Source organism: Selenomonas sp. AB3002 (assembly GCF_000702545.1).
GTDB classification, from domain to species: domain Bacteria; phylum Bacillota; class Negativicutes; order Selenomonadales; family Selenomonadaceae; genus Selenomonas_B; species Selenomonas_B ruminantium_A.
Genome location: NZ_JNIO01000007.1, coordinates 17,999 through 29,905, shown reverse-complemented (window position 1 = coordinate 29,905; position 11,907 = coordinate 17,999). Strand labels below are relative to the sequence as shown.

The window sequence follows — 11,907 nt, the reverse complement described above, 5'->3', positions numbered from 1 at the left end:
AGCCATGAAAATTTGGCTGGGACGAGTTTTTTGAGTGTCTTTCGTCAGTGCAGGGCTGCTTCTATTTCTGTCAGTAGGGCACGGGCACTTTTCTCTGAGATGATAGCTTCCTGTTCGTGGCTTTTTACTTCTGCCAGGGTCTGAGAGAATTTTTCGGCTTTCTCCTGTTCTCCTGCCAGGAGGGAGAGCCCCAGCAGGTCTGCCCGGACGATGCGTCGCAGCTGCTCAAGTTGCGGGCGGCACTGGTCAAGTTTTTCCGGCGGCAGAGAGGCCAGAAGATTTTCCAAAGAGACATCCAGCTGTTGCAGCTCCTTGCTTAGCTTCTTCTGGGCCTTGGCTATTTTGCGTTGATTCCCATTCTGACGGGCCTGCCAGTAGGCATCAGCAAGGGTGCGCAGTTTTTTCCCATCTTCCGGGCCTATTTCAGCCCAGCTGACTTTCATGTGCTGGGAGTGGTCGGCGAATCTGGTCATGTCAGGGGCAAGAGTGCCATATCCCTTTTTGATGGACTGCTTCCAGGCTCTTTGTGACCTGTAGCTGTGGGGATGTCTGGCATACTTGGCTCCCGTGGTGAGGCTGATTTTCGAGAGCTCTGCATATTTCATGGGATTGAAAAAGATGGCCGGCAGGGTTTTCCTATGGGGCAGTTTTTCAATGGGCCCTAGGGCCAGCTTGGCCTCCAGATAATCGCTGACGGGATAATTCCACCAAAGGCCCAGCTTGCGTCCGTAGAGGGCATTGGCCTTTTGGTAATCCTCGTCCTTCAGGCCGTCAGGCACCACTTTTTCACCTGTGTAGAGCACCAGGATGTCTTTGTCAAGCTCTGTGGAAAAATCATGGGTATAGGGCTTGGTCTGACCTTTTTCTGTCATATCCTCCCGGAAATATTCGGTGGGGACGGTGATGAGAGGAGCTATATCCGCATGTTTTTTGACGAAATTATCTTCCAGCCAGTTCAGGAAAGCTGCCTGGCCTTTGGCGTCCTTGTTTTCTATATCGTCAAAGAAAATGGCGAAGTCCCGTACCCCCAGATCATAAATGGCGGTGAGCTTTTCCTGCATGGCAAGACGGTCTTTGTTGCCAGCTTCTCCCCAAAATCTTATATCCAATCCGGGGGAAACGGCAAAGATGAACTTTACCTGCTGTTTATGTGCTTCGTCTATGAGGGCCTTGAGCTCTGCCAGCTTTTCCTGGGGATATGATTCCCGCCATTTGGCCCTGTGGTATGGGTCATCCTTAGGAGCATAGATGTAGGCGTTCAACCCTTCCTGATGGCAGAATCTCATCATGTCCAGCCTATCTGCCTGTGACCAGGGAGTGCCGTAAAAGCCCTCGACAATACCGCGAAGGGGAATGGGCGCAGCCATAGTCTGGGTCATGCTGGCCGTAATCATAAGTCCTGTCAAAGCCATGGTGTGAAAAAGTTTCTTTTTCATAACGCTCCTCCTTGAAGACCGCTCAGATGTATTTTATGCTCAGTATAGCTTATTTCTACAGATAATTCTTTTCAAAAATCGCAGCTGCTGTTGCACAAAAATCTGCGCAAGGGCGTTCTGCGTAATATTCCTTTGTACGCTTAGATGGTGTGGGATGGTCATGCTTCTGTTCTAAGCCCAATAGCTCCCGGCAGATTATAGAGCCATGGGATTCTTGAAATTGAAGGACGAGCTCTTGTACTTTGCTGTACAGAGCCTTTTTCTTTTCATCGTCAGGCGTGTAATAGCCGTCTGTTAAACCAATCAATAAGCAAAGTGCTGAGACGGCACCGCATACTTCGCGGAGGCGGCTGATTCCTCCTCCCATTGGCGATGCCATACGCAATACAGTCTTGGGGTCCAATCCCTTTTCCTGCAGATAGTCTTCATAAGCCAGCAGCACAGACTGTGAACAGTTGTAGCCGGAATTGAAGTTGTCTTTAGCCTGTTGGGCACGAATAGATTGTTCAGTATTCATGGTTGGTCTCCCCGTAATTTTTGCTGCTTAAATTTACAGTTGTATGTTCTGTTTAAAGAATTCAACGAATGGCTTGAATTTCCTGCTCGGTTGTATTGTAAAGAAGGGGTTGCAGGAAAAAGGAAAGTGTAGATAGAATAACGCCTGTGTATGGATGTGGTGTGATGGAGGATGACAGAAATGAAATTTGACATCAAAAAGAAACTTATTGTAGCCTCTTTGGTCGGTGCAGTTCAAGAACCGCATGATTCTGCGTGAGGCAATGCTCAGGCATGGTTTTTAGCCCCTGGACACGGAATGGTGGCATTTTACCTTGAAGAATGAGCCATATCCTGACACTTATTTCACCTTCCCAATTCAGAAGCTGATGTAAAGAATTCATATCATGCAAAATAGGGGCTGCGCTATCACAGCCCCTTTCTGCTAGTCCTGAGGAGTGAGAAATATTAACAGGAGCAAAAAAATCTTGGGGAGCCTGTGCATCATACTTCTGTTATTGTTGGGAGGAACAGGCTATTTTATAGGCAGTGGCTTTGTAGACTATGCCCTGCTGCGGGGCAATCCTGAAGATCCCACGGCTATACCAGAAGCGGCAGCAGCAATTGTGGAGCCGGGCTTGGATGCTCCGGCTAAACCGCAAGCTGAGAATGAACAATGGATGATAACCTCCCAGGATGGCTTAAAACTGGTGGCAACTCATTTCGCACCAGAGGAACCCAGCAGGCGTTGGGCCATCCTGGTGCATGGTTATGGGCGCAATCAGCGCTTTGTCTGGGATTACGCTGCCGAGTACATAAAGCGCGGCTACCATGTGCTGACGCCGGATTTGCGCGCTGCCGGCTTGAGTGAGGGAAAATATCTTACCATGGGGGTAAAGGAGAGCGATGATATCGCCCTTTGGGCAAAAGAGATTGCCCAGAAGGATGAAACCGCGCAGATTGCCCTGCATGGGATTTCCATGGGGGCAGCTACAGTGATGATGACTACGGCCAAACATCCGCAAAATGTAGTGGCAGCCGTTGAAGACTGTGGCTACACCAGCGCCTATGATATGTTTACGGTGCAGCTGGACAAACTGTTTGGCCTGCCGGAATTTCCCGTGATGAACTGTGTGGATATTGTCAGTCCCATGAAGACGGGGGCAGCTATTTCGGATGCAGCACCCTTGCGCAGTATTGTCCATACCGAGGTGCCCATGCTGTTTATACATGGCGATGCCGATAAACTGGTACCCTGCGAAATGATGGAGAAACTATACGAAGCCTCATCAGCGCCTGCCAAGGAGAAATACATTGTGGCCGGAGCAGGACATGCTGATTCCAAAAAGACAGATCCCCAGAAGTATTTTGAGCGGGTATTTGCCTTTTTGGGAACATATATGAAGCAATAATCTTTCCTGTTGCTTGGATTTGCTGAAGCAGGAAATGGATGATGGTATAAGTGCAACTTTCAAAGAGCTTTGGAACTGTGGCCACCATCATGCCGTTGTCCAAAACCATGGACACCTTCGATGTGCTATTTTTTTACTGGAATCAATGGATTAGGAGGGATTTTTGTGACAGAAGCGGAAAAACTGGATGCGGGGCTTGAATACGATTTCACGGAGCCGGAAGTGCGCGGACGAAAGTTCCGTGCTGTAAAGGGGTGCCAGAAGCTCAATGGCATAGACATGACAGAAACGGCGGTAAGGGAGGCTGCAATTCGGGAACTTTTCGGAAGTGCGGGAAAAAGCCCGGTGGTTCTTCCCACCTTTCATTGCGACAATGGAGGGAACATCCATGTCGGAGATAATTTCTTTGCCAATTATAATGTGACCATTCTCGACAATAGAGAAGTACGAATCGGAGATAATGTGATGATAGGACCGCATACGCTTATTGCTACAGTGGGGCACCCGTTGTCCCCGGCAAAGCGTCGTGCGCATTGTGCCATAGCAAAGCCTATCATCATTGGAAATGATGTGTGGATTGGCGGTAATGTGACGATTATGCCAGGGCTTACTATTGGGAATAACGTGGTTATTGCGGCTGGTGCTGTCGTTACTAAAGATGTGCCGGATAATTCATTGGTGGCTGGAGTACCAGCCAAAAAAGTCCGTGATTTGGAAAATGATGTTCTCAAACTTCCCACATAGAAAATACTAACGGCTCCTTGAAAACCGTATATCTCAAGAGATAAAATCCTCAGACCGCTTGCAATAGGCGCTGCATGGACTCCGGCAACTTGGACATAAACTTCTCATAGAAAGCTTCTAACTGGGCATCAGCAATATAATATAGGCAAGGGTAGAGATTCTTTGAGGTGGACAATTTCGTGGCATCCACACGCCGATGGTTAGACAGGGGAAACCCGAGAGATGCAGGAGTACGCCACGCCTGCCAAGAAATCTCTACAGTTGAGGAAAGCGCTTGCGAAGATGCAGGCGCTTTTTTTAGCAAATACCAAAGGGGAATGTTTCACGTGAAACATTCCCCTTTGTGCAATATACAGTTCCTTATTTCTGCATAAGTGCGGCTGCCTGCCAGCCAAGGTATACTGTCCCCAGGGCCACGGCCATGGTGGCTATGATATTCAGCCCGGCCAGCAGGTGGCTGCCGCCGCGGAAGAGGGTCAGGGTTTCCATGCCGAAGGAGGAGAGAGTGGAGAATCCACCCAGAAAGCCTACCGTCAGGAGCAGGCGCAGCTGCTCCGGCAACAGGTGGAGGCGTTGGGCCAGGGGCAGCAAGAGGCCCATGATGAAGCCCATCAGGAAGCAGCTCACGGCGTTCACTGCCAGGGTGCAGATGGGGAAGTGAACGCCGAAGCGCATGCCTACGGCGGTGGTGACTATGTAGCGGCAGACGGCACCAAGGCCGCCGCCGATAAAGACGAAAAAATAATTGCTCATAATCCTTTTGTTTGATCCCTCTTGTGATATGCTTGCTGACGAGCATCGTTTGGCGGTAAAATTCGCTCCGGAAAGGGGCGTTGCAATATGAATGACTCAATCATTATACTCTTACTGGTACTATTGATTCTTGTCGTTGCAAAGAAATAACCGCCTCTAGCTGACAACTTCTGGGCGGTTGCTCTTTTATGTAGTTAACTCGTCTTGGGGCGACCGCTAGGCGGTGCTCTCTTTACATGTATTATACTACTATGGCCTTTGTTTTGCCATAGCTTTTTTTATTGAAGAAGTCCTTGTCGTACCAGATTCCCGGCGTTTTCCTGCTATCTTCGCTAAGTATGTGCAGGCTCTTCCACTGGAGACGGCAGGCTGCAGCTTAAGGTCTCTTCCCATACAGCAGGGGCAGGCAAGAGGGAAAAGAATTTAGGAACATTGTTCCGGCAGCCTCCGTAACTGTAATTAAATGATAAGGGAGAGCTCCTGAAGTAGCAGGCATCTTGCACTTGCATAGTTAAAGGGGATGTTTCACGTGAAACATCCCCTTGATGGTGCGTATGATCTTATGCTTCGGCAGAGGGTGCCATGGCGGGAAGCATATTCTTGTAATGGAAGAACATATAAAGCAGGGTGAGAATATAGAGGGCGTAGAAGATGGTGTAGGCTGTCACAGCCAGGGGGATATCAATGATGTGGAAGAAGGTCTGATAAAGCCAGAGGGTGCAGCAGGAAAGAATGGCATAGAGGACGACAATCACCCAGCTCCAGGTGCGGAAGCTGCTTCTGAGACCTGCCTGGGTGAAGGGGGGATGCAGGGAAGCGATGGTGGTGCTGCCTGCTCTTTTAGCCCATCTGTCATGGAGCATCCAGCAGAGGGACAGCACACCTGCCGTAGAAGGCAGCCAGAAACTCATGAGCATGAATAATTTCGTCATCAGAGGGAAATCCTGAAGGATGTTGAACACACCTCCCTGCACCAGATAGAGGGCTGCGGCGATGCAGAGGATAGTGCCCAGCTTGAGAATCAGCAGGCAGTTGTAATAGCAGGTGGAAAGGAAGGAAAACTCCTCAGGCCATTCGATGGCAGCACTGCGCCAGCCATTTTTCCTGCGGCCTTCCAGATAGAAGCCTGCGCCAAAGCCGAGAATCAAAAGCTCAGGGGTGAAGGGCGGCTGCAGGAAGATCAGCCCCATCATCAGGGCCATATAGACGTAGAAATAGATTGATGTCATGAAACTCGTTTCTTCGTTCATAGTTTAACCTCCGTTTGCTGCTGTATATATGACTGCGGTTCGTGCTGGCACTGGCTGCCAGCGACATGAGCATCATACCACCGCATCATTAGAAAGCGCTTAGAGGTGAGGTGGAGATTCATTGATTTTGAAGGAGAAAATTTTCCTTTGTAGAATATCTCACATATATGAGCGTGGATTAGAGGGAAAGGATGAGGAGGATGAAATACAGGAAGCTGACAGCTGCTGTTTTTGCAGCTTGTGCGTTGAGCTTTTCCTGGAGCGGCTGCGAGGCAGCAGAGCTGGACCTGGTGGAGGCGTCCCATCAGGAGGTGCAGCAGGGGGCAGTCTTTTATGAAAATGACGGCCTGCGTCTGAGAATCCCCAAGGTTTATGACCAGCTGGTCATGACGAGCACCACCCCTGAGGAGGCTGGCAGGATATTTTCCGTGTCGGAGAAGGCCTCTGTGGAGGCCGCCCAAAAGATGGGGTATGGCAGTTACGGGCCAGGCTGGCTCTTTGCCATAGGCAAGGTCAGCGAAGCAGAGCTTCACGATATCCTCTGCGGGGAGATGTCCGGCAGGGAGCTTTTTGCCCAGGATGGCAGGGGCAATTACTACATCTATTATCACCCTACGGATGTACGCTATATGCGCGAGACGCCGGCAGCCATGGAGCGGGACCAGAACCAGTGGCACACCCTTTGCGCCTGGTCCACCTACTCTGTGCGTCCGGATTTCCTGAAGGATAATCCCGGCCTTACGGCTATTACGGCTGACAACAGCAACATTGGCATCTATCTGGCCAATCTCAGCTACCGCCCAGTGAAGTATTCCCTGGCCAAAAGGGAGACGGCGCCTTTGCCTGGCGCGGGAGTGGCAGCACAGCCCTTTGCCGAAAAGCTGCTGTACGGCAATACCTTTGAGATGGTACAAGAAAAGGTGAAGCACAGGGGAGATTCTGTGAAGCTGAGCCTGCCAGATGAGAAGGTGGAATTATTTTTCTTCCAGCGCAAGGGCGAGACGTATGTGCTTGAGAAAAGGGACGGCACAGAGATAGCCACCTACAAGGCTATCCCCGTGGAGGAGCATGCTGAGGCCCTGGGCGTCATGAAAGACTGGTATGCGGCGCTGGAAGCACAAAATTAAGAGTTTGATGTTTGATATGGAAAGAAGAAGGTTTTAATGATGTATAAGAAAAAAATCGCTGCCTGTGTCCTGGCGGCTGCCCTTGGTTTCGGTTTCATGGCGGAGCTGCCTGTTTCTCAGGCAGCCACCCGGGCGGAGCTGGCCCAGATTTCTGTGAACAAGAAGGGAACGAACTTCAAATATTGGAACAAAGAGGGTGTACCATACCAGCAGCTTACCAGCTTCGTGAAGGATGTTACCAATCCCAAGAGCAAGAATTTTATTCCCCAGAAAGACCGCATTGCCGTCTTTGATCTGGATGGGACGCTGATCTGCGAGACTGCTCCTTCTTATTTTGAGTGGATGATGTATCTGGACAGGGCCCTGAATGATTCCACCTTCAAGCCTAAAGCCGAGGATAAGGCTTATGCAGAGGAAGTGAAGAAGGCTATTGAAACCGTCGGCATCCCAAATCCCAAGCCTGATGCCAAGAGCAAGATGCCTAGCGGCATGGACAGGCAGCAGGCTGTTTCCCAGAATTCGGTATTTGCCGGCATGACCCAGCCGGAGTATGAGGCTTACGTGAAGAAATTCATGGAGACTCCCACGGAGGGATTGACGAATCTTAAGTGGGGGGAGGCCTTTTATCTGCCAATGGTGGAGGTGATATCCTACCTCACCGCCAATGATTTCAAAGTATTTATCGTCTCCGGCACTGACCGTCAGATTCTGCGCATACTGTCAGATGGGGTGCTGCCGATTCCCAAGGATCGTATCGTCGGCACGGATATCACCTGGCTGGCCTCCCATCAGCAGGGGAAAGACGGCCTTGAATATGTCTATCAGAAAAATGATGAAGTGTTGCGAGGTGAGTTCATTCTGAAGAATATCAAGATGAACAAGGTGGACAACATCGCCCGTGACATCGGTCAGCAGCCAGTGCTGGCTTTCGGCAATTCCTCTGGTGACTCCAGCATGTTCAATTACACCATCACGGGGAACAAATACAAGTCCCTGGCCTTCGCCCTTTGCTGTGATGATCTTGACCGTGAGCTGGGCAGCCAGTCCAAGGCTGACAAGATGCGGGCTGACTGTGAGAAATACGGCTGGATTCCCGTGTCCATGAAGGATGACTTCAAGACCATCTACGGGGATAACGTAAAGCGGGCAGATAAATAAACTAAAAGACAAGGACAAAGATACAGCAAGGGGGATGTTTCACGTGAAACATCCCCCTTGTCCTTCCGCTGTTTCTGGGCGAATGGTTGTCTTAGAGATACTCTTCATATCTTCCTTCGCCGAAGTCACAGGCAGCGGTGATGAAGTTGCAGTCTACCAGCAGACACTCAATCTTCTCCTGGTACTGCCTGGCCTTGTGCAGCCTGGCCAGCTCCTTGATATCCTCATCAGTGAAGCCCCAGCCGATGTCCATGGACAGTTCCTCACCTTCCTCCACAGAGGCCAGGGCTGCTGACCAGTCGCTGCGGATTTCTGCATCGCGGTTGTTCTGCATAAATAACACCTCATTTTCTGAAATCAAAGATAAAATACGACTGGTTTATGGTACCATATAAGCATTAAGATGCTATTAGAAGTATCAGAAAAAATGCTCCTGTTTTTGCGCCAGCGGCAGGGATTTTAGAAGGGGAAAAAACTGTTTTTGACGAATACATTCCTATAGATTATGCACGGAGATAGTATGCGGAAAGGAAAGTGTTTATGAAGACAGAACTTAAAAAGAAGCTTGCTCTGGCTATGATGGCTGGCCTTATGTTCGGCAGCGTTGGTTATGCCTCACCGGCTGTGGCAGAGCGTGAGAGCCTGAATCAGGTGGCGCTTTTGCAGTCTTTGGCACAGGGATACTTTGGCGGCACGGTCAAGGTGCGGGATATGCGCTCTCTGGGTGATGTCGGCATCGGCACCTTTGAAGGGCTGAATGGGGAAATGATCATGCTGGACGGCACGGTCTATCAGGCCCTGGGAGATGGCCGGGTGGTAGTGGCTGACGACAAAGAAGCTGTTCCCTATGCTACCGTGACATATTTTGACAATGATATTTCTGTCCGGCTGTCAGAGGTGAAGGACAAGGCGGCTTTCGAAAAAATCCTGAACGACGAGGTGAAGAAGTGCGGGGAAAACAGCTTCTACATGATAAAGCTCCACACGGAATTTTCCTATGTGCTCTTCCGCAGCGAGTACGGCAGCCAGAAGCCCTATCCTACTCTGGTGGAAGCTCTCAAGGGAAAGCAGACGGAGTTCACTGCTAAAAATATCAAGGGGACTCTTGTAGGCCTTTACTGTCCCAATTATATGGGCGGGCTGAACAGTACCGGTTGGCATTTCCATTTCATTTCCGACGACAGGAAGCAGGGGGGACATATTCTGGAGCTTTCCCTGAAGCAGGGAATCGTAGAATTTGACAAGACGGATAAATTCACCATGATACTCCATGATGATAAAGAGTTCCATGAAATGAATTTGGCCAAGGATATGAGCAAAGACATAAGAAGTGCCGAGCAGGACACACAGTCAGATATGAATAAATAAAATTTTGTAATCAGTTGATAAGCAAACTGGAAAAACGCCCTTGCGGGCGGCCTCATAGCTGCCTTTCTGGAATAACCATTTTATATAATTGTGTGATTTGGGAGAGGGATCAGTATCATGAAGTTTAAAAATATACTGGGACGCAGAGAAATGTTAAATTGCGTCCTGTGCAATGATGCTCCTTGTGACAAAGCCTGTCCACTGAAGCTTGAGCCGTCCAGACAGCTGCGCTCTATTTGGTTTGCCAATGATGGGGGAGCGGCTCTGCGTTTGGCGGCAGAATGCAGTTGTGCAGAATGTCTGGCTCCCTGCGAGGACGCCTGTCTGCGATCTGGTTTGGTGCCCATCAAAAAGTTGTTATCACGGCTGACTATGGAGGTGTTTCCTAAGCTCCCCCTGGAGCGGATGCCTGAGGAAAACATTCTATGCACAGAACTTTGCGGTGTGCCTTTGGAAAATCCTTTTCTGTTGTCATCCTCGGTGGTAGCCAGCAACTATGATATGTGCGCCAGGGCATTTGAAGCGGGCTGGGCAGGGGCCGCCTTCAAGACAATCTGTACCCTGGACATTCACGAAGCCTCTCCCCGCTTTTCTGCCATTAAAGGGGCAGGGGGAACCTTTATGGGCTTCAAGAACATAGAACAGCTCTCTGACCACAGTGTGCCAGAGAATATGGAAGTGTTCCGCCGCCTGAAGAAGGAATATCCCACGAAATTCATCCTGGCTTCCATAATGGGGCAGAATGAGAAGGAGTGGGAGGAGCTCTCCCGTACCTGTGAGGAGAATGGTGCTGATGCCATTGAGCTGAATTTCTCCTGTCCCAATATGATGGAAGGGGGGCTGGGCTCGGATATTGGTCAAGTGCCGGATTTGGTAGAAAGATTCACCGCCGCTGCCAGAAAAGGTACAAAACTTCCCATACTGGCTAAGCTCACTCCCAACGTGGCCGAGATGAGCCCTGCAGCGGAGGCAGCCAAAAGGGGAGGAGCAGATGGTCTGGCGGCCATCAATACCATCAAGAGCGTCATGGAGATAGATCTTGACACCTACGTTTCCAGTCCCAATGTCCATGGCAAGTCCGCTGTAGGCGGCTATAGTGGCAGGGCAGTAAAGCCCATCGCCCTGCGTTTCATCGCAGAACTAGCTCAGAATCCGAAGCTCTCCGGCATGCACATCAGCGGTATGGGGGGGATAGAGACATGGCGAGATGCTTTGGAATTCATGCTGCTGGGGGCTGGCTCTGTCCAGGTGACCACCTCAGTCATGCAGTATGGCTATCGCATCATAGAGGATCTGAAGTCTGGGTTGGCCTGCTTCCTGACGGAAAAGGGCTGCCAGCACGTGGAAGATATCAGGGGCCGGGCGCTGGCCAACGTAAGCTATACTACTGACAGCCTGGAGCGGGATAGCATAGTTTATCCCAAGTTTGACCGCAAGAAATGCATGGGTTGCGGTCGCTGCGAAATATCCTGCGCCGATGGCGGCCACCAGGCTATCCATCTGAATGCAATGCGACAGCCTGTGCTGGATGGCAAGAGGTGTGTAGGATGCCACCTTTGCGTGCTTGTATGCCCCGAAGGGGCCATCTGGGGCACGGGGAAGAGGATCAAATTGGATGGGGGTATAAAATGAAACGTGGGAAAATAGCCTTGTCGGTATGCTTGGCTGTGGTGCTGGCTGGTTCCTGGGGAGGCTTTGGAGGAGTTGGGCAGGAGTTTTATGCGTCAGTGGCGGAAGCGGGCAAGGCCCAGACCAGTTCCTGGGATGAGTTTCTTGGATTCTGGGAGGAAAATGTAGAGGGCGAAGCGCGTTTTACCGTTACCAAGGGGGATGGGGACTGGTATGGTATAGAGGCAAGCTGGCCTCATGGCGCCAATCAGGTGGAGTTCTGGACTATGTCTGCCTATCCGGCAGGGGAGCACGTGCTGCGCTATACGGACTGCATACATTACCTTCTGACCTTCAACGGCACAGTGGTGGAACGGGAAGAAATCCTGTATGAAAATGGTAGCGGGACAGTGGTCATGGAAGGGCCTAAGCGGGTTAAGTGGTTCGACGATCAGGACCACAAGGCCGATGATGTCTTGTATGTGCCACTGCGCTCACCACTGGGCGGAGGGCTTTGATAAGGAAGTGCACAGGGATGTTTCATGTGAAACATCCC

Annotated in this window: 12 protein-coding genes; 7 read left to right on the top strand and 5 right to left on the bottom strand. The window is 50.5% G+C overall.

Going from position 1 to position 11,907, the window contains the following annotated elements; all coding sequences use genetic code 11:
* Nucleotides 1-44: 44 nt before the first annotated feature.
* Nucleotides 45-1,436, bottom strand: a complete 1,392-nt coding sequence (locus tag P159_RS0105935; protein ID WP_051650185.1) for a protein O-GlcNAcase — start codon at nucleotides 1,434-1,436, stop codon at nucleotides 45-47.
* A 55-nt stretch (nucleotides 1,437-1,491) separates the two neighbouring features.
* Nucleotides 1,492-1,953 (bottom strand): C-GCAxxG-C-C family protein, encoded by a 462-nt coding sequence (locus tag P159_RS0105930; RefSeq protein WP_029542361.1) that lies wholly within the window; start codon nucleotides 1,951-1,953, stop codon nucleotides 1,492-1,494.
* Between the two features lie 466 nt (nucleotides 1,954-2,419).
* Here P159_RS0105930 and P159_RS0105925 point away from each other — a divergent pair, with 466 nt between their 5' ends.
* Nucleotides 2,420-3,343 (top strand): alpha/beta hydrolase, encoded by a 924-nt coding sequence (locus P159_RS0105925; RefSeq protein ID WP_051650184.1) that lies wholly within the window; start codon nucleotides 2,420-2,422, stop codon nucleotides 3,341-3,343.
* 165 nt (nucleotides 3,344-3,508) lie between these two features.
* Entirely contained in the window at nucleotides 3,509-4,087 is a 579-nt protein-coding gene (locus P159_RS0105920) for a sugar O-acetyltransferase (RefSeq protein WP_217634598.1), read from the top strand.
* Nucleotides 4,088-4,447: 360 nt separating this feature from the next.
* Here the strand turns inward: P159_RS0105920 and crcB are convergent, their stop codons facing one another.
* Both crcB and P159_RS0105905 read right to left on the bottom strand, forming a co-directional pair.
* On the bottom strand, nucleotides 4,448-4,840 hold the full coding sequence (crcB, locus tag P159_RS0105910; protein WP_037376999.1) for a fluoride efflux transporter CrcB: 393 nt from the start codon (nucleotides 4,838-4,840) through the stop codon (nucleotides 4,448-4,450).
* Between the two features lie 560 nt (nucleotides 4,841-5,400).
* Nucleotides 5,401-6,090 carry a hypothetical protein gene (locus P159_RS0105905; protein ID WP_029542352.1) on the bottom strand — a complete coding sequence of 230 codons (690 nt, stop codon included), beginning with the start codon at nucleotides 6,088-6,090 and terminating at the stop codon, nucleotides 5,401-5,403.
* 200 nt (nucleotides 6,091-6,290) lie between these two features.
* On the opposite strand from P159_RS0105905, the gene P159_RS0105900 reads away from it, so the two are divergent.
* Together P159_RS0105900 and P159_RS0105895 are read left to right on the top strand one after the other, a co-directional pair.
* Entirely contained in the window at nucleotides 6,291-7,217 is a 927-nt protein-coding gene (locus P159_RS0105900; RefSeq protein ID WP_029542349.1) for a hypothetical protein, read from the top strand.
* A gap of 39 nt (nucleotides 7,218-7,256) precedes the next feature.
* On the top strand, nucleotides 7,257-8,375 hold the full coding sequence (locus tag P159_RS0105895; RefSeq protein WP_051650183.1) for an HAD family hydrolase: 1,119 nt from the start codon (nucleotides 7,257-7,259) through the stop codon (nucleotides 8,373-8,375).
* Between the two features lie 91 nt (nucleotides 8,376-8,466).
* On the opposite strand, the gene P159_RS0105890 is transcribed toward P159_RS0105895, so the two are convergent.
* Nucleotides 8,467-8,709: a hypothetical protein gene (locus P159_RS0105890; protein WP_029542346.1), complete on the bottom strand. Its 243-nt coding sequence runs from the start codon at nucleotides 8,707-8,709 to the stop codon at nucleotides 8,467-8,469.
* Nucleotides 8,710-8,915: 206 nt separating this feature from the next.
* Between P159_RS0105890 and budA the strand changes: the two genes are divergently transcribed.
* From budA to P159_RS0105875, 3 genes are all read left to right on the top strand, one after another.
* Complete coding sequence (gene budA / locus P159_RS0105885) at nucleotides 8,916-9,743, top strand: acetolactate decarboxylase (RefSeq protein ID WP_029542344.1); 828 nt, start codon at nucleotides 8,916-8,918, stop codon at nucleotides 9,741-9,743.
* 150 nt (nucleotides 9,744-9,893) lie between these two features.
* Nucleotides 9,894-11,375: an NAD-dependent dihydropyrimidine dehydrogenase subunit PreA gene (preA, locus tag P159_RS0105880; protein WP_318253517.1), complete on the top strand. Its 1,482-nt coding sequence runs from the start codon at nucleotides 9,894-9,896 to the stop codon at nucleotides 11,373-11,375.
* Complete coding sequence (locus P159_RS0105875; protein ID WP_029542340.1) at nucleotides 11,372-11,869, top strand: hypothetical protein; 498 nt, start codon at nucleotides 11,372-11,374, stop codon at nucleotides 11,867-11,869. Before preA ends, P159_RS0105875 begins: the two co-directional genes overlap by 4 nt.
* The last annotated feature ends 38 nt before the right edge of the window (nucleotides 11,870-11,907 follow it).

Coding starts and splice junctions, on each gene's coding strand:
- budA (WP_029542344.1), top strand. CDS start 8,916: ATGAAGACAGAACTTAAAAAGAAGCTTGCTCTGGCTATGATGGCTGGC.
- P159_RS0105930 (WP_029542361.1), bottom strand. CDS start 1,953: ATGAATACTGAACAATCTATTCGTGCCCAACAGGCTAAAGACAACTTC.
- P159_RS0105875 (WP_029542340.1), top strand. CDS start 11,372: ATGAAACGTGGGAAAATAGCCTTGTCGGTATGCTTGGCTGTGGTGCTG.
- crcB (WP_037376999.1), bottom strand. CDS start 4,840: ATGAGCAATTATTTTTTCGTCTTTATCGGCGGCGGCCTTGGTGCCGTC.
- P159_RS0105900 (WP_029542349.1), top strand. CDS start 6,291: ATGAAATACAGGAAGCTGACAGCTGCTGTTTTTGCAGCTTGTGCGTTG.
- P159_RS0105890 (WP_029542346.1), bottom strand. CDS start 8,709: ATGCAGAACAACCGCGATGCAGAAATCCGCAGCGACTGGTCAGCAGCC.
- P159_RS0105895 (WP_051650183.1), top strand. CDS start 7,257: ATGTATAAGAAAAAAATCGCTGCCTGTGTCCTGGCGGCTGCCCTTGGT.
- P159_RS0105935 (WP_051650185.1), bottom strand. CDS start 1,436: ATGAAAAAGAAACTTTTTCACACCATGGCTTTGACAGGACTTATGATT.
- P159_RS0105905 (WP_029542352.1), bottom strand. CDS start 6,090: ATGAACGAAGAAACGAGTTTCATGACATCAATCTATTTCTACGTCTAT.
- preA (WP_318253517.1), top strand. CDS start 9,894: ATGTTAAATTGCGTCCTGTGCAATGATGCTCCTTGTGACAAAGCCTGT.